The 17503-nt window shown below is 39.1% G+C and carries 20 protein-coding genes; 8 read left to right on the plus strand and 12 right to left on the minus strand.

Features of this window, described 5'->3' with window-relative positions:
* Window positions 1-6 precede the first annotated feature (6 nt).
* The 8 genes from CLU97_RS04755 to CLU97_RS04790 all read left to right on the plus strand — a co-directional run bounded on the left by CLU97_RS04755 (window position 7) and on the right by CLU97_RS04790 (window position 6627).
* A complete protein-coding gene (locus tag CLU97_RS04755) occupies window positions 7-756 on the plus strand; it encodes a sulfite exporter TauE/SafE family protein (RefSeq protein ID WP_121486916.1) in 750 nt (249 codons plus the stop codon).
* Window positions 757-762: 6 nt separating this feature from the next.
* Window positions 763-1005, plus strand: coding sequence for a MoaD/ThiS family protein (locus CLU97_RS04760; RefSeq protein WP_121486917.1), 243 nt, complete (start codon window positions 763-765; stop codon window positions 1003-1005).
* Between the two features lie 5 nt (window positions 1006-1010).
* The gene (locus CLU97_RS04765; protein WP_121486918.1) at window positions 1011-1427 is read left to right on the plus strand and encodes a molybdenum cofactor biosynthesis protein MoaE; all 417 of its coding nucleotides are present in this window, start codon (window positions 1011-1013) and stop codon (window positions 1425-1427) included.
* Between the two features lie 44 nt (window positions 1428-1471).
* Window positions 1472-2344, plus strand: coding sequence for a formate dehydrogenase accessory sulfurtransferase FdhD (gene fdhD / locus CLU97_RS04770; protein WP_121486919.1), 873 nt, complete (start codon window positions 1472-1474; stop codon window positions 2342-2344).
* Window positions 2341-2691 carry a DUF7009 family protein gene (locus tag CLU97_RS04775; protein WP_121486920.1) on the plus strand — a complete coding sequence of 117 codons (351 nt, stop codon included), beginning with the start codon at window positions 2341-2343 and terminating at the stop codon, window positions 2689-2691. Before fdhD ends, CLU97_RS04775 begins: the two co-directional genes overlap by 4 nt.
* 27 nt (window positions 2692-2718) lie before the next feature.
* Entirely contained in the window at window positions 2719-5115 is a 2397-nt protein-coding gene (locus tag CLU97_RS04780) for an FdhF/YdeP family oxidoreductase (RefSeq protein WP_121486921.1), read from the plus strand.
* Between the two features lie 15 nt (window positions 5116-5130).
* Window positions 5131-5616 carry a molybdopterin-dependent oxidoreductase gene (locus CLU97_RS04785; RefSeq protein WP_228437521.1) on the plus strand — a complete coding sequence of 162 codons (486 nt, stop codon included), beginning with the start codon at window positions 5131-5133 and terminating at the stop codon, window positions 5614-5616.
* Window positions 5617-5709: 93 nt separating this feature from the next.
* Window positions 5710-6627, plus strand: coding sequence for a bestrophin family protein (locus CLU97_RS04790; RefSeq protein WP_121486922.1), 918 nt, complete (start codon window positions 5710-5712; stop codon window positions 6625-6627).
* Here the strand turns inward: CLU97_RS04790 and CLU97_RS04795 are convergent.
* The 12 genes from CLU97_RS04795 to mmsA all read right to left on the minus strand — a co-directional run bounded on the left by CLU97_RS04795 (window position 6617) and on the right by mmsA (window position 17468).
* A complete protein-coding gene (locus CLU97_RS04795; RefSeq protein WP_121486923.1) occupies window positions 6617-7657 on the minus strand; it encodes a HesA/MoeB/ThiF family protein in 1041 nt (346 codons plus the stop codon). The two genes, CLU97_RS04790 and CLU97_RS04795, sit on opposite strands and share 11 nt — an antisense overlap.
* A 9-nt stretch (window positions 7658-7666) precedes the next feature.
* Window positions 7667-8269, minus strand: a complete 603-nt coding sequence (locus CLU97_RS04800; RefSeq protein WP_121486924.1) for an NTP transferase domain-containing protein — start codon at window positions 8267-8269, stop codon at window positions 7667-7669.
* Window positions 8250-8726 (minus strand): cyclic pyranopterin monophosphate synthase MoaC, encoded by a 477-nt coding sequence (moaC, locus tag CLU97_RS04805; protein WP_121486925.1) that lies wholly within the window; start codon window positions 8724-8726, stop codon window positions 8250-8252. Before moaC ends, CLU97_RS04800 begins: the two co-directional genes overlap by 20 nt.
* A gap of 8 nt (window positions 8727-8734) precedes the next feature.
* Window positions 8735-9934 carry a molybdopterin molybdotransferase MoeA gene (locus tag CLU97_RS04810; RefSeq protein ID WP_121486926.1) on the minus strand — a complete coding sequence of 400 codons (1200 nt, stop codon included), beginning with the start codon at window positions 9932-9934 and terminating at the stop codon, window positions 8735-8737.
* Between the two features lie 2 nt (window positions 9935-9936).
* Entirely contained in the window at window positions 9937-10923 is a 987-nt protein-coding gene (moaA, locus tag CLU97_RS04815) for a GTP 3',8-cyclase MoaA (protein ID WP_121486927.1), read from the minus strand.
* A 123-nt stretch (window positions 10924-11046) separates the two neighbouring features.
* Entirely contained in the window at window positions 11047-11871 is an 825-nt protein-coding gene (locus tag CLU97_RS04820) for a 5'-nucleotidase, lipoprotein e(P4) family (RefSeq protein ID WP_121486928.1), read from the minus strand.
* 136 nt (window positions 11872-12007) lie between these two features.
* On the minus strand, window positions 12008-12790 hold the full coding sequence (locus CLU97_RS04825) for an enoyl-CoA hydratase/isomerase family protein (RefSeq protein ID WP_121486929.1): 783 nt from the start codon (window positions 12788-12790) through the stop codon (window positions 12008-12010).
* Window positions 12791-12792: 2 nt separating this feature from the next.
* Window positions 12793-13677: a 3-hydroxyisobutyrate dehydrogenase gene (mmsB, locus tag CLU97_RS04830; protein WP_121486930.1), complete on the minus strand. Its 885-nt coding sequence runs from the start codon at window positions 13675-13677 to the stop codon at window positions 12793-12795.
* A 2-nt stretch (window positions 13678-13679) separates the two neighbouring features.
* A complete protein-coding gene (locus CLU97_RS04835; protein ID WP_121486931.1) occupies window positions 13680-14789 on the minus strand; it encodes an enoyl-CoA hydratase/isomerase family protein in 1110 nt (369 codons plus the stop codon).
* Between the two features lie 15 nt (window positions 14790-14804).
* The gene (locus CLU97_RS04840) at window positions 14805-15965 is read right to left on the minus strand and encodes an acyl-CoA dehydrogenase family protein (RefSeq protein WP_121486932.1); all 1161 of its coding nucleotides are present in this window, start codon (window positions 15963-15965) and stop codon (window positions 14805-14807) included.
* Window positions 15966-15972: 7 nt separating this feature from the next.
* Entirely contained in the window at window positions 15973-16548 is a 576-nt protein-coding gene (locus CLU97_RS24170) for an aldehyde dehydrogenase family protein (protein WP_262690689.1), read from the minus strand.
* Between the two features lie 5 nt (window positions 16549-16553).
* Window positions 16554-17468, minus strand: a complete 915-nt coding sequence (gene mmsA, locus CLU97_RS24175; protein WP_262689458.1) for a CoA-acylating methylmalonate-semialdehyde dehydrogenase — start codon at window positions 17466-17468, stop codon at window positions 16554-16556.
* Window positions 17469-17503: the final 35 nt, after the last annotated feature.

Consider the following 17503-nt stretch of genomic DNA (forward strand, 5'->3'; position numbering starts at 1 on the left):
AAATGTATGGGACATTGGGAGATCTTTTTGTTTTTTTTAATTATTGCTTTTGTTTACTCTTCTGTAGGATTTGGAGGAGGATCCAGTTATCTTGCAGTATTGGCCATGTACAATCTTCCTTATCAGGAAATACGCTTAACAGCATTGGTCTGCAATATAATTGTAGTGGTAGGAGGTGTTTTTATTTATATCAAAAATAAACAGATCGATTGGAAAAAAATACTGCCAATCGCTTTCGTAAGTGTTCCCATGGCTTACCTGGGAGCTGTTTTGAAAATAAGCCAGGAAACTTTTTTTTTAATTCTGGGAATTACCTTAATTGTTGCTGCGCTTTTATTATGGATTAAAACAGAAACAAAAAATGAAGGAGAAATTTCAGAAAATACAAAAGGTTCTTTCATCAGAAACGGATTTTTGGGAGGAGGAATTGGTTTTTTATCAGGATTGGTAGGAATTGGCGGAGGAATCTTTCTTTCTCCACTGTTAAATCTGATGAAATGGGATACCCCACGAAAAATTGCAGCCACATCCAGTGTTTTTATCCTGGTTAATTCCATATCCGGAATTGTCGGGCAATTATCCGGTTTGTCTGCAGATATGGATTACTTCAGAATTCTGAGCTTATGCTTTGCTGTATTTATTGGAGGGCAGATAGGTTCCAGAATGTCTTTGAAATGGAATCCCTTAGTCATCAAAAGAATGACAGCTGTCTTGGTTTTGGTGGCAGGGATAAATGTTTTAATAAAATATTGGTAATTTAAAATGAAGCTTACAATACTGGCATTCGGAATAACTAAAGATATTTTCGGAACCTCAGAAAAAGAAATCGAAATACATGAAGGTGCACATGTAAAAGCACTCAAAGAACTTCTGGAAAAAGACTTTCCGGTACTGAAAAGCTTGAAATCTTACTTTATTGCCATTGATGATGAATATGCTGAGGATGACCAGATAATAACAGTCTCTAACGAAATAGCAATAATCCCTCCGGTAAGCGGCGGGTAAAAGATATGATAGATATACAAATAACAGAAAATACACTGGATCTCATCATCTGCTTTACTGCTGCTTCTGATGCCGCATGTGGAGGAATGGCATCATTTGTAGGAACAGTACGTAATCATACCCAAGGGAAAATTGTAACTCGTTTGGAGTATGAATGTTATGAATCTATGGCTGTTAAAGAAATAAGGAAAATAGCAGATAAGGCCATTTCTCTATTTTCCGTAAAGAATATTGTAGTTCATCACCGCACCGGAATTCTGTATCCTGGTGATGCAGCCATCATAATAGTAGTAAGTGACGGGCATAGAAATACCGTTTTTGATGCCTGCAGCTATATGATTGAAAACATCAAAAAAACAGTTCCGATCTGGAAGAAAGAAATTTTTGAAGACGGAGAAGAATGGGTTTCAGCACATCCGTAATTAGGAATAAAATTTTGTACCTTTACTATATCAGTCATTATAGTATGAAAACAAATCTGCTGTCAAATAAAGCTGTAAATCAGATAGAAATCATTAAAGTTAAGGATAGCTACGGTTTTCCTTACACCGATGATATTTCCGTAGAAGAACCTTTGGAAATCCGGGTGTCTTACCATGCAGGAGATCAAAAAGAATTCAAAAATATATCTGTAACCATGCGTACTCCCGGGAACGATGCAGAACTTGCTGCCGGGTTTTTATTTACAGAAGGAATAATTTCCAGTCAGGAGCAGGTTAAAAATATATATTTTCCAGAAGCTTGCTCAAGAAACAAAGAAAATATAGTTATTGTTGAGCTGGCAGAAGGTTTCATTCCTGAACTGATGAAAGCCGACAGAAACTTTTATACCACTTCCAGTTGTGGTGTCTGCGGAAAAGGTTCCATAGAATCCATAAGAACAGTAAGTGCTTTTCATCATCATCCCAAAGAAAATATAACGGTCACTCTGGAAACATTGTACCAGTTATCCGAAAGACTGCAGTCTTTTCAGAATAATTTCAGTGCTACAGGCGGAATACATGCTTCCGGTATATTTGATACAGAGGGCAGTTTGCTTGCATTATGGGAAGATGTAGGAAGACATAATGCTTTAGATAAACTGATAGGGCATGCCTTATCTGCAGGTTTGCTCCCGCTCCATGATAAAATTTTGGTTTTAAGCGGAAGGGCGAGTTTTGAACTCATTCAGAAAGCTGTAATGGCAGGAATTTCTATTGTTGCAGCAATTGGGGCTCCATCCAGCCTGGCAGTAGATCTTGCCAAAGAATTTGATATCACTTTATTAGGTTTTCTACGGGATAACAGGTTTAATATATACCATTCCGGAAGCCATTTTAATATTGAAAATTTGTTATGAAAATAAGAATTAAAGATAATTCATTAAGATTTCGTCTTACCCAATCCGAAGTTGCAAAACTAGGTGAAGACGGAGCTGTCTCAAGCTTTACAGAATTTGTAAACCGTCCGTTTATTTATTCCATTGAAAAAACAGGTGAGGAAGAACTTTCTGCAGAATTTATTGACAACAGGATTGTTCTGAGAATGCCGGAAATAATGATCACGGAATGGACTTCCACAGACAGAGTAGGCTTTGAAGGTCAGACCGGAAACATTAAGCTTTTGATAGAAAAAGATTTTGTATGCATTGATAATACGCTGGAAGATCAAAGCGACAATTACCCGAATCCCAACATGAAATGCTAATGGCCATTTCTTAAAAATATACAGATCATGGAAAAGAAAGATGTATTCAATAAAGCAGATGCGGACCGCCAATTACCCTCAGCGGAACCTCCTTATAAACTGTTGAATCTGAAACAGGAACTTCCCAAAAAATGGGCTGCCGGGGTTTCCGCCGTGATACATTCCCTGGACCAGCTGGTACTTAATGCATCGGTTCTTCGTGGTGGAAGGGCGCTTTTCAGCATGAATCAGTTTGATGGTTTCGATTGTCCCAGCTGTGCATGGCCAGATCCGGATGATGAACGTTCCCGTCTGGGAGAATACTGTGAAAACGGGGCAAAAGCCCTGGCAGAAGAAGCGACTTCCAAAAAAATCGGAGCAGAGTTTTTCAAAGAGAATTCTGTGTACGATTTGGCAAAAATGACAGATTTTGAAATCAGTCAGCTGGGAAGGATTGCAGAGCCCATGTATCTGCCAAAAGGAGGTACTCATTATCAGCCTATAAGCTGGGATGATGCCTTTGCCAAAATTTCAAGCCAATTAAATGCGCTGGATTCCCCAGATGAAGCCATATTTTATACATCGGGAAGAACAAGTAATGAAGCAACATGGGTATATCAGTTGTTCGCCCGTGAATTCGGTACCAATAATTTTCCGGACTGTTCAAATATGTGCCACGAAACTTCGGGATATGCCCTTTCCAGAAGCATCGGTATAGGAAAAGGAACAGTGAAACTGGAAGATTTTTATGATACTGATCTTATCATTATTATGGGACAGAATCCGGGAACCAATTCACCCAGAATGCTTTCCGCGCTTACAAAAGGAAAGAAAAACGGGGCGAAGATTATGGCTGTCAATCCACTTCCGGAAGCGGGTTTAAAAGGATTCAAAGATCCTCAGCAGGTTCGGGCTTTATTGAATAAACCTTTTGAACTCTCAGACTTATACCTTCCCGTTAAGATCAATGGAGATATGGCACTTTTAAAGGCCCTTCAGATTCTGGTACTGGAAGAAGAAACTAAAAATCCGGGGAAAGTTCTTGATCAGGATTTTATAGCAAATAAAACGGCAGGATTCAATGAATTGGTTGAAGAATTAAAAAGATATGATCTTAATTTCTTATCCAAGGAATGCGGAATCCCGGTTGAAAATTTAAGAGAAGCGGCACAAATGATCGCTGCTAAAAAACGCATGATTGTATGTTGGGGAATGGGAATTACCCAACAGCATAACGGCGTGGAAATGATCTATAATATTGTGAACCTTTTATTAATGAAAGGAAGCATTGGAATCCGTGGGGGTGGAGCATGCCCTGTTCGTGGTCACAGTAATGTACAGGGGAATAGAACATTACTCATTAATCATCATCCAACTACTGAGCAATTAGATAAATTACAGGAATATTATGGCTTTACAGTACCAAGAAAAGGAGGATATGATGTAGTTAATGCGCTTAAGGCCATGCACGAAGGAAAGGTGAAATTTATGTTCTGTATGGGAGGGAATTTCCTTTCTGCAGCACCGGATACTACCTTCACCGCAGAAGCAATGCGTAATCTGGAAATGTCAGCCATTGTTTCTATAAAGCTGAACAGAAATCATCTTATTCATGGCAAAGAAGCTCTTATTTTACCCGTAGTTTCAAGAAGTGAGAAAGATATTGTGAATGGAGAAATCCAGCATGTAAGCACAGAAAATTCTATGGGAGTTGTAGAAGCTTCCAAGGGAGTTCTAGATCCTATTTCCAGCCATCTTATTAATGAAACACATGTTGCCTGCAGAATGGCAAAAGCCGTTTTGGGTGAACGTTCTGTGGTAGATTGGGATAAATTTATCAACAGTTATGATGCTATTCGTCATGATATAGAACAATGTATTCCCGGGTTTGAAAATTATAACAAAAGAGTAGTGCAGAAAGGAGGTTTCTACCTTCCGAACGGCCCTAGAGATGGAGTTTTCAACAGTGAATTTAATCCAGGAAAAGCCGCTTTCAATATCACAGCTGTACCAGATAATTCGCTTGCCGAAGATGAATATCTAATGGGAACCACCAGAACCCATGATCAGTTCAATACCGTTGTATATGGTTTGAATGACCGCTATCGCGGTATTTTCAATGAAAGAAGGATTGTGATGATGAACGAAAATGATATTGATAAAGCAGGGCTTAATGAAGGAGATCATGTAGACCTTTTCAATTATGATGACGGAATTGAAAGAATTGCCCCTCTTTTTATTGTGGTAAAATATCCTATTCCACAGAAAAGTACAATGACCTATTTTCCGGAAACCAATGTTTTGGTATCCATTAATAATGTAGTGAATGGTGCCAATATGCCCGCTTCCAAATATGTACGAATCAAAATCCGTAAGCACAATCCGGATATTTTTAAAAGAATTGATGATCATATCACGGCTGCTGCAGGTACTAATCTCAAATAATATTTAAATATAGTAATGATAAAACTATTTTTTCTTCTCGTATTCTCTTTTTGCAGTACTGTGTCAGCACAAACTGGTTTTAAACTCAAGGTTTATGGTGAAGTTGCACAGCCTTTAGAGTTAAGCTTATCTGATCTTTCAAAAATGGCTAGAGGAGAAGCTGTAATGAAAGATAAAGAAGGAAATTCACATACTTTTACCGGAGTTCCTATCACAGAGATTTTAGGAAAAGCAGGTGTTCCTTCCGGAAAAGCGCTTCATGGGAAAGAAAACTTCTCAAAATATGTATTAATAAAATGTTCAGATGGTTATCAGGTTTTATTTTCCCTTGCAGAACTTGATCCCTCCATTCAGGATAAAAATGTCATTATTGCAGATACTATAGATGGAAAGCCTTTATTGGCAGACAAAGGTCCGCTTCGTATTATTGCAGAAGGAGAAAAAAAGCCGGCAAGAAGTTCTTATCAGGCTACGGAAATTGTGATAGGAAGTATTAAATAGTAAAAAAGATATTTCCGCATCAGAATAATGAAGAATGTGATAAATTTGTAAACTAAGAAGATAAGAAAACTTCCCTGTCTTTAGGGCTTAACAATGATCATAAGAAAAAAAGAACACTGGTTTAGAATGCTTTTTGTATGGCATGGCTCTGTATTGCCTGCATTGCTTCCCCGTTTGGGATTGCTTTTAATGCTGTCTCTAGTGGTGACCTATTTTCATGGAACCATCTTATCCTTTAAAATTCCCTTAAATCCTGCACCACTTACATTGTTTGGTTTTGTACTGGCTCTGTTTCTGGGATTCCGGAATAATGCCAGCTATGACAGATTTTGGGAAGGACGTAAGCTTTGGGGAGCTTTACTGAATACGGCACGTGCGTTGACCCGCCAGGCCATTACTTTAAAAAATAAAGAAAGTAATGATGTTTCTGTACATCATTTTGTTCAGTTACTTGGTGCTTTTGTCTTTGCATTGAAACATCAGTTGAGAGGAACAGATGTTTATGAGGATTTACAATCAAGGCTTGATGAAGATCAATTGAAAATTGTTATGGCGTCAAAATATAAACCGGCGGTCATTATGCGGCTTCTTGGAGAATGGGTACAGAAAGTAAAAGACGGAGGCGGTATAGATTCTATCCAGCAGGCTCGTTTTGATGAAAATCTGGATAAGCTTTCTGATATTTTGGGTGGTTGTGAAAGAATAATCTCAACCCCGATTCCTTATAGCTACAGGGTTTTGCTGCATCGTACAGTATATATTTATTGTTTTCTGTTGCCTTTTGGGCTTGTAGATTCGCTGGGGTGGTTTACACCGCTTATTGTGGTATTTGTAGCTTATACTTTTGTGGCTTTTGAAGCCATCGCAGATGAGATTGAAGAACCTTTCGGTACGGATGCAAATGACCTTGCGCTGAATAGTATGTGCATCATGATTGACGAAACAATTCATGAAATTGCAGGTGAACAGATTGCTGCTACTCAAAAAGTAACCCAGAATATTATTGACTGATATTCTGAATTCCACCTTTTAAAGAAAACACGTTTTTATCAGGAAACACTTTTTTTATTTTTCTTACAGCTTCCGAACTGCGTTTTCCAGACTGGCAATATACTAAAACAGGTTTTAAGCAGTCAGAAATATAATCAAGATGCTGCTCTAATGCTTCCACAGGGATGTTGCTTCCCCCAATATTGAATTGGTGATGTTCTTCCGGATTACGTACATCGATGATGTCAAAATTTTCTTTCGACTGGTTTAATTCTTCAAAGGTAATGAGCTCAACAGTTTGAGGTAAACCCGTAATCTGAAATGGAGTATTTTTTAGCTTAATGATTTGGGTCTTGCCACTTATTACATTGATGATCCAAAGTTTGCCGGCTAAAAGATCATTGGGTTGGGTAAAGTATTTTATGGCTTCGTTCGCCTGCATACAACCTACCATCCCAGCCAGTGTAGGAATTACTCCACCTTCCCTGCAATTGGGAACCTGTGAACTTTCTGCATCAGGAAAAATATCACGGTAATTGGGAGAATACGTGCCGTCTTTCTGTAAAACGTTCCAGATGCTTACTTGCCCTTCATACTGGTAAATAGCCCCGTAAACTAAAGGCTTTCCAGCCAATACACAGGCATCGTTCAATAAACATTTAGTCTCAAAATTATCTGTTCCTTCAATAATCAGGTCAAATTCTGAGATTAAGTCCATCACATTGGAAGAGGTAACCTTCAGACGGTAAGGATTTATAGAAACAGAAGGGTTTTGCTGCAACAGTTTTTTTGCTGCAACATCTACTTTATACATCCCAATGTCATTAGGTGTATATAAAATCTGGCGGTGAAGATTGCTTTCCGAAACAATATCATCATCTGCAATACCAATGGTTCCTATACCTGAAGAAGCCAGATATTGAGCCGAAGGACTGCCCAGACCTCCCATACCAACAATCAGTATTCTGGCATTTTTAAGCAGTTTCTGGGAAGAAATCCCAAATCCTGGTAATGCAATCTGGCAATGATAACGTTCAAATGGGTCACTCATAGCTGAAATTTATTTTCTTAGAATTTTCTGAGCTTTTGCCATGTCTTCAGGAGTATTTACATTCATCAAAGAATCTGGGTTGGCGGGTTTCAGAATCAATGTATCACTATTGATCAGGACTTTTCTTGGACATGTATTTCCTATTCCTAAAAAATTGAGGAGCAAAGGATAGCTTTTGGGTTCCCAAATGGTGATGAGTGGTTCTGGCAAACCATCAAATGGGCTTTCATATGTGGTTGCTGCTTTTTCCGGGTCTCTGGATTGTATCAGAAATTCTAATGAATTTTTATCCAGTAAAGGAAGGTCACACGCTACTACCAGCCATGCTTTATCTCTCTGAGAACGCAATGCAGAAAGAATTCCGCCAAACGGCCCCATATTTAGAAAAGTATCGGTAAGGGCATTGTATTCCGGATTGAAGTTGCCCAGCTGATCCTGTCTGCAGGAAATAAAAACTTCATCACAAAAAGGAGTCAGAAGATCCGCCGCGAAGTATCTCTGTTCTTTTCCGTGCCAGTTGATTTTATCTTTAGGGTTTCCCATTCGCACGCTTTTTCCGCCTGCCAGTACCAGCCCGTTGAGTTTCGGGAAATCAGTCTCTTTTGAAATCATTTTTTCCTCCTGTTTTTTCAATTAGCTTTATTTCTTTTACTGTAATGTCGTGGCTCATGGCCTTACACATATCATAAATTGTAAGGGCTGCAACGGAGGCTCCTGTAAGTGCTTCCATTTCAATCCCTGTTTTAGCCACCACTTCAGCAGTACAATAGATTTCCACTTCGTTTTGAGCATTAATTTCAATATCTATTTCGCAGTTATCCATACCAATCGGGTGACAAAGCGGGATAAGATCACCTGTCTTTTTTGCAGCCATTATTCCGGCAATGATTGCTGTTTGAAATACGGATCCCTTTTTCGTTTTAAAATCATCTTTCCGGAGCGTGGCAAGAATATTTTCCGGCAGCGAAACTATCGCTCTGGCAACAGCTTTACGGTGCGTAATTTTTTTTCCGCCTACATTTACCATACCCGGCTGTTCTTTTTTATTTAGATGTGAAAAGTCTGTCATGATTCAAATTAAAAATTATATTTCCAGATTTTATAGACTTCGCCTTTTTTAAATTCGGTTTTTTCCAGGGGAAGTTCCATGAAGGCATGGGTTTCTGCAAGATGGGAAAAATCTCCGGAACCGTTGGTATTTATTGACTCTGCTATTAATTGTCCTGATTGATTGATGCTGAGTTTTACCTGAGCAAAATACTGCAGCGGAAAAGGAACCTCTAAATTGTTCTGCAAAACAGCATACTGATTTGTAGTAGAAATTTCCAAAGATCTTTCCAGCCAAGGAATAAAATACCGGTGCAGACACATAAATACGGAAACAGGATTTCCGGGAAAGGCGAAAATTAATTTTTCATTTTGGCTTTTTCCAAACCAGAAGGGCTTTCCGGGTCTTTGTTTTATTTTGTGAAAGAGTTTTTCTACCCCAAGTTCTTCACAGGCTTTCGGGAGATAATCAAATTTTCCCATAGAAACTCCGCCGCTCATGATCAGAATATCGTACACTTCAATGCATTGGGAAAGTTCTTTTTTAATGAATTCAAAATCATCATTCCAATGCAATAAATCTGCTTTGATTTTATATTTTTCTAAAACAGATTGTATGGTAATTCCGTTGGAACGTCTTAGTTGGAAAAATGTAGGAGTAGTTTCGGGAGGAACCATTTCGTCTCCGGTGGAAATAATAACCACTTTGGGAAGCTTTTTCACGGATACAATTGTTTTTCCAACAGATACGGCAATTCCAAGAATGGCAGGCGTAATAATTTCACCTGCTTTTACCAGTATTTCATTGGCTTTTTTATCTCTTCCTTTTACATGGATATTCTGCCCTTTTTTGATGTCAATATTAATCTTTGCAATTGTATGGTCAATTGAAATATCTTCATAACGGATAACGGTGTCCATTGAAGAATGAAGGGCTGCACCCGTCATTATTTCAAGGCATTCGTTTTCATTGTCTACAGGAATGGGAGTTTCTCCGGCGGCCTGTACAGCTTTGATGGTAAAAGCTCTGGTTCCTTTTTCGTATGCTTTAAAACTGATGGCAATTCCGTCTACTGTTGGCCTGTCAAAAGGAGGCAGGTCACGGTCTGCGGTAATATTTTCCGCTAAAACTCTTCCCAATGCATTTTCATAGGATATTTCTTCCGTTCCAAAGTTTTTTATCTGAGAAAATATGATTTCCTCTGCCTGTTGTACGCTGATCATTTCCATAATTAACCTCCTATTGTTGCCATTGACTGATGAATCTGCGAAGAGTTCAGACTCAATTTTTCAGCTTCCCATCCGTCTTTTGGCTTTTTATGTATGGCGCTGATAATGATGTTCTTCAGTTCAATATCTGTTTTTCCAGCCCGTATTTCATCTTTCAGATTGATTCCGCCGCCCTCGTATAAGCAGGTTCTGAGGATTCCGGATGGTGTGATTCTTATTCTGTTGCAGTCTCCACAAAATGAGCGTGTATACGCTGCAATGATTCCGATACCACCCATAAAACCTGGAATCTTATAATTGTATGAAGTTGAACCTTGAGGATCTTCTGTCTTTTGAATTTCGTGGAAGTGTTCTTTGATGTGATGATAAATCTGGGTGAAATTCCATTTTAGAGAAACATTCGTATCGCTGCCGTTAAAAGGCATTTCTTCAATAAATCGGACATCTACAGGAAGATCTTTTGTAAGTGTTACCAGTGGAATAATATCTTCAATATTCTGCCCCTCCATCACTACGGTATTGATTTTTACTTTGATATTGTGCTGCAATAAGCGATCAAATGTCTTCATCACTTTATCAAAACTATTTCTCCGTGTAATTTTGAAAAAACGGTCGCTGTCAAGTGTATCTAGACTTAGATTGACAGAGCGTATTCCATATTTTTTTAATTGCGGAATATACTGATCAGTAAGAAGACCGTTGGTTGTAATACTGAGATCACTCAAACCATGTAATTGTGATATTTTCCGAATAAGCTCAATGCTGTTTTTTCTCACGAAAGGCTCGCCTCCTGTAATCCTGATTTTATCCACTCCCATATCTGTAAATACAGAACAGATTCTGAGCATTTCCTCATCGGTCATCAGTTCATCTTGTTTGATCCAGCTAAGACCTTTTTCCGGCATACAATAGGTACAGCGGAGATTACACCGGTCTACAACAGCAAGCCTGAGATAATTAATGCGCCTTCCAAATTGATCTGTCAACATTTTAAATACAATGAGTCTTATACAAATATACTGAATGAAGTAAATTCATTTCAGTATTTATTGGCCAAATCTCATAAAAAATAAAAATCTTACAATAGGGTTGTAAGATTTTCTTGGAATATTTTATGGATTAGATTTCACAGCATCATACATCATTGAGTTTCTCTGCTGATCTGTATAATCATATTTGTAGTTATAAAATGAGGATTCCCAGTCTCCGTAACTCACATTCGGGATGATAATGAATTTCTTTCCAAAGTCATCTGCGGAATTTTTTACGGCTGAAGAACGTTCTGTTTCAGATTTTTTGTCAAACAGATCAGAGAAATCGGCAAGATTATCGCCCAGAAGCAAAACGATATTATAATTTTTAGCAATGTCTTTTCTGCGGGTTTCCTTACTGCTTTCTTTTGATCTTAAAATAAGGTTGGTATCACTTTGAACAGGGAAATTGTATTTCTTTAAATTCTTCAGAGTTCCTTCACGTTCCTGCTCAACACGGTTGGTCACATAGAAAACCTGAATCCCTTTGCTTGCAGCATACTGATAAAACTTCTGAGAACCTGTAAGTGGAGTAGCGATTCCTTTTGCCGTCCATTCTTCCCATGTTTTCTGATCGTAATTCTTCCCCATTTTTGAGCGTTCCACAGCGTAATAAGAATTGTCTAAAAAGGTTTCATCAATATCGGAAACGATGGCTAAAGGTTTGTCTGATTTCTGCGCTAAAGCCTGATCCAGACGGAGTGTTGCAATATTGTACGCCTGAAGGCACAATGCTTCATATTCTGCTGCTCTTTGCTGATAAAATGCAGCATATATTTTTCCGTCACGTCCAAGGTTTTGATAAGGAGTTTCTTCCGTGGAAGTCTTTGCAACCGGAGCTGCCGTTGTACACGATATAACCGAAACAAGGAAACAGCCTGCAATAATGAGATTAAAATTTTTCATTGAATTTGAATAGGAAAGACAAAATTATGACAATTTGATTGCATGGCAAATATTTTATGGAAGTAAAAAAGGAGACCGACTATAAGAACAAGCCAGCCTCCTAAAAATCAAATATATCTTTAAGAATTATTTTCGTTTATTCTCCTTTAAAATCAGGGTTTCTTTTTTCTACAAATGCGCTGATACCTTCGTTGTGATCCTTCGTGTCAAATAATTCTCCGAATAAAACAGCTTCCTGTCGTAAGCCATCAGTAATATGTAATTCCGTACCTGTGTTCAGTGATTGTTTTGCTTTTGCTACGGCTACAGGACCTCTTGAGGCTATTATTTGAGCTAATTTGTGAGCTTCATTCAATAATTCTTCAGGAGCAATCACACGGTTTACAAAACCTAGTTCTTTACAGGCTTCTGCTGAGTAAAATTCACCTGAGAATATCATTTCTCTTGCTTTGTACAATCCAATAGCTCTCGGTAAGCGCTGTGTTCCTCCAAAACAAGGCAATAATCCAAGGGTAACTTCCGGTAATCCGAATTTTGCTTTTTCACTGGCTAAGATGATGTCACAGGCCAAAGCGAGCTCGCATCCTCCGCCTAATGCAAAACCGTTAACTGCTGCTATCACGGGGAAGGGGAATGCTTCAATAGAATTGAAAGCGGTTTGAGCCATCAACGAAAATTCTGTAGCTTGTTTTGGAGTCATACCTTGCATGGATTTAATGTCGGCACCAGCAACAAAAGCTTTTTCCCCGGATCCGGTAATGATTAAAACCCGGATATCTTTATTGGATTGGATTTGATCTGCGAATGATTTCAATTCATTTAAAACCGTTTCATTTAAAGCATTTAAAGCCTGCGGGCGGTTGATGGTTAAGGTTCCGACATGTCCTTCCTGCTGGTATAGTAATGTTTCAAAATTCATGATTACTGATGTTTGTTTAAAAATTGAATGATGCTTGAAAAATCACTTGTGCCATTTCCGGCTTCACTCCAGATTCTGTAAAGGTTTAAGGCTGCATTTCCCAATGGGGTAGAGGTTCTGGTTTCCAGTCCGGCTTCCGCTGCCAATCCTAAATCTTTTGTCATCAGATCCACCGCGAATCCTCCTGAGTATTCTCTTGAAGACGGAGCATTTTCCATCACTCCTGGATACGGATTGTAAACTTCCAGCGACCAGTTTCTCCCGGAACTTTTCTGCATAATTTCACTTAATATTTTAGGTTCTAATCCGTGACGGACTCCTAAATTAATGGCTTCAGAGGTTCCAATCATGTGTATAGCCAGCAGCATATTATTACAGATTTTTGCTACCTGTCCAGCCCCGGAATCCCCGGCATGGAAGATATTCTGTCCCATGCATTTTAGTATCGGTCTGGCCTTTTCATAGTCTTTGGTTTTACCGCCAACAATAAAGGTTAATGTTCCTGCCTGTGCTCCTGCAGTACCACCGGAAACAGGTGCATCGATCATTTTGCATCCCTTTGTAGCAGCCAGTTCAGCAACAGAGCGGGCAGTGACTGCATCAATAGTACTGCTGTCAATGATCAGTGTATCATGTTTCAGCTGACTGATGAATTCTTCGGAATAGAGCTCAGCAACGTGTTTGCCAGACGGAAGCATTGAAATAATAATATCCGCGTTTTTCGCCGCTGCTACAGCTGAATCAGAGATCTGTCCGCCTGCTGAAACTAATATTTGCAAAGCTGATTGTGAAAGATCAAATCCGGTAACGTTATGACCTTTCTTTATAAGGTTGATGGCCATGGGACCACCCATATTTCCTAATCCTATAAATGCGATATTTGACATAATTAATCTTTTTTTCCTAAGTTTTTTAATGGATGTTCTTCATGAGGCCAAAGCGGAGCAAAATAGCTGTCTACCCATTCTTTAGTTATATCACTGAATGTAGCAGGATGCCATTTTGGAGACAAATCTTTATCTACTAGTAAAGCTCTTACCCCTTCTGCAAAATCTGGATGAATACAGCATTGGCAGGATAAGTTTAATTCTGATTGAAAGACTTCTTCCAGACTTAAATTTTCACCTTCTTTCAATTGCCTGAAGATGATGTGTGCTGAGCTTGGCGAGCCTGCTTCAAAGCTTTTTATTCCTGTATTGATCCATTCATCTTTATCAGGATATTGCAGTAAAATTTCTTTAAATGCTTCCAAAGAATCCATTCCTTCAAACTTTTTAATAAATGAATGATGGATTTGTGCCTGTGATTCGGGAGTATCTGTTTCTTTGGAGATATTTTCCAGGATTACGGAAACTGTTTGATGGTTATTTCCATTCCACTGAGCCTGGTTAAGATCATCCAGGAGTTTTTCTTTTGAACTGGAAGAAACGTAATAATCTGCCAATCCTAAGAATTTACAGTCGGCTCCTTCTAATCTGGCACCCGTTAATCCTAGATAAATTCCATAAGCGGAAGGCATTTTATTTAAAAACCACGTACCGCCAACGTCAGGATATAAACCGATGGTAATTTCAGGCATTGCGAGTTTACTTCTTTCTGTAACAATACGATGGGATGCCCCAACCATAATTCCGATGCCGCCACCCATCACAATTCCATGTCCCCAGACAATAATGGGTTTCGGATACGTGTGAATAGCATAATCTACCTGATATTCCTTTAAAAAGAAATCGAAACACGGCTGAGGTATTTGTGTCCCATCAATGCTTTGCTGTTCAATAATAGCATTGTGAAGTTTTCTTACATCTCCTCCGGCACAAAGGGCTTTTTCACCTGCTCCCTGAATAAACAGACAGGCTATTTCATCGGATGTTTTCCAGTTTTCCAAAACAGTTTTCAGTTCTTCAATCATTTCTAATGAAAGCGAATTGAGTGTTTTTTCGGAATTCAGGGTGATGATCCCGACTTTATTTTTTATTTCTGTTAGTACTAAACTCATTTTTAATCTTTTGAATTAACGGATTTGTATCATGGCTCCTTCTTCTAAAATTTTTCTGGAGATCACCAGTTTCATAATTTCGTTGGTTCCTTCTACTATCTGATGTACTCTGGCATCACGCATAAGGCGTTCCACCGGAAAATCCTGTGTACATCCATATCCGCCTAATATCTGTAATGCTTCATTACAAATATTGAAGCACATATCGGTAGCCAGGCGTTTTGCCATAGCACAGTAAGTAGTAGCATTTGTGTCTTTAGAATCTAATTTGAAAGCAGCTAAATGAACCATCTGGCGGGCTGCTACAAGTTCTGTCGCCATATCAGCGATTTTAAACTGCAGCGACTGAAACTGTGCCAGTGATTTGCCGAACTGCCTTCTTTCATGCATATACTTTCTAGCTTGATTAATAGCTCCCTGTGCCGCTCCTACAGAACACGTTCCGATATTGATGCGGCCACCATCCAGACCTTTCAATGCTATTTTAAAGCCTTGTCCCAATTCTCCCAAGAGGTATTTTTCATCTACTTCTACCTGATCAAAGAAGACAAAGCGTGTCGGCTGGGTATTCCAACCTAATTTTTTCTCTTTTTCTCCGAAACTGATTCCTTTAGAATTGGCTGGAACGACAAAAGCACTGATTCCTTTGGGACCGGAATCTCCTGTATGGACTATTACAATGAGTATATCACTTTCGCCTGCCCCGGAGATGAATGCTTTTGTCCCGTTAATGATGTATTTGTTCCCATTTTTTATTGCCGTTGTTTTTAAAGCTGCTGCATCTGAACCGGAGCCCGGCTCAGTAAGACAATAGGATCCTAATAATATTCCTGATGACAAATCCGGACATAATTGTTTTCTGATTTCATCATTCCCAAATTCATCAATCATCCATGAAACCATATTGTGTATGGTAATGTAGGCGGTAGTGGAAGGACAGGCTGCAGCGAGTTCTTCAAATATAATGCTGGCATCTAATCGCGATAATCCCAGACCTCCGGCATCTTCGCTGGTATAAACACCGCAGAAACCCAGTTCTCCGGCTTTTGCGATGGCTTCCCTCGGAAATATCTTCTGGGAATCCCATTCCGAAGCATAAGGTGCCAGTTCTTTATCGGCAAATCTTCTTGCGGCATCCTGAAACGCCAGTTGATCTTGATTTAGGTTGAATTCCATAGAAAACTTATTTTAAACTGATGGTCATATTCAGATCGCCTACAGGAATGTCTTCTTCAAACCAACGGGCTGTAATCGTTTTGGTTTCCGTGTAAAAACGAACACCTTGTTTTCCGTAAGAATGCAGGTCGCCAAAGAATGATTTTCTCCATCCTGTAAAAGAGAAAAACGGTAATGGAACAGGAATCGGAAGGTTTACTCCAATTTGTCCCACTTCAATTTCATGCTGGAATTTTCTTGCTGCTGCTCCTGAGTTGGTAAAGATTGAAGTTCCGTTTCCATAAGGATTAGCATTGATTATTTTAACAGCTTCATCCAGTGTTTCTGCTTTCATAAGTAATAGGGCTGGCCCGAAAATTTCATCTTTGTAAATATTCATATCCGTAGATACATTATTGAATAACGTTGCTCCTACAAAGTATCCGTTTTCATAGCCTTCCACTTTACAGTTGCTGCCATCCAGCAATACTTCGGCTCCCTGGTCGTAAGCACTTTTAATTAACCTTACAACCTTATCTTTTGATTGTTTGTTGATGAGAGGACCAAAGGCAGCAGAATCATCAGACCAAACTCCAGGTTTAATCGTACTTAAAGCTTTTTGATATCATCCACCCAATTTTGAGCTTCACCCACCAAAACGGCTACACTGATGGCCATACAACGCTGTCCGGCTGCTCCGCAGGAAGCTCCTACGAGATTGTTTATCACCTGTTCTTTATTGGCGTCCGGCATTACTACCATGTGGTTTTTTGCGCCGCCAAAAGCCTGAACTCTTTTCAGATTATCGGTTCCTGTACGATAAACATGTTCCGCTACAGGAACTGAGCCTACAAATGAAATTGCTTTGATTTCCAGATGATTCAGAATATGATTGACCTGGTCTTTGGAACCGTGAACAATATTCAGAACTCCTTTAGGAAAACCTGCTTCCAGAAATAACTCAGCCATTTTCATAGAAGTCATAGGTGTTTGCTCTGAAGGTTTTAAAATGAAGGTATTTCCACAGGCAATCGCTATTGGAAACATCCATAAAGGAATCATTGCAGGAAAGTTGAAAGGGGTAATCCCTGCACAGACGCCAAGGGGCTGAATATAGCTGTAGGTATCAACACCTCTTGCTACATTTTCTACCGTTTCTCCCATCATAAGTGTCGGAATGTTGCAGGCATGTTCTACCACTTCAATTCCACGCCATACATCTCCCATGGCATCAGGGAATGTTTTTCCGTTTTCTTGGGAAAGAATTTTGGCAATTTCTTTTTGATTTTCTTTTAAAAGCTGCTGGTATTTTAGAAAGAATCTGGCTCTTTCCGGGGTAGCGACTTCTTTCCATATTTTGAAAGCTTCTTTAGCGGATTCTATAGCCTGATCTATTTCAGATAATTCCGTTAAAGGGACTTCTGCAAGAATTTCCTGGGTAGCTGGATTTTCTACAGGAAGATGCTGTGTAGCTTTACTTTCTATAAAATCTCCGTTGATTAATATTTTTACTTTTTGTGACATGATTTTTAGATTGAGAGTGAAAAGCTGAGAGTGCA

It is taken from the genome of Chryseobacterium sp. 7 (assembly GCF_003663845.1).
Classification (GTDB): Bacteria; Bacteroidota; Bacteroidia; order Flavobacteriales; family Weeksellaceae; genus Chryseobacterium.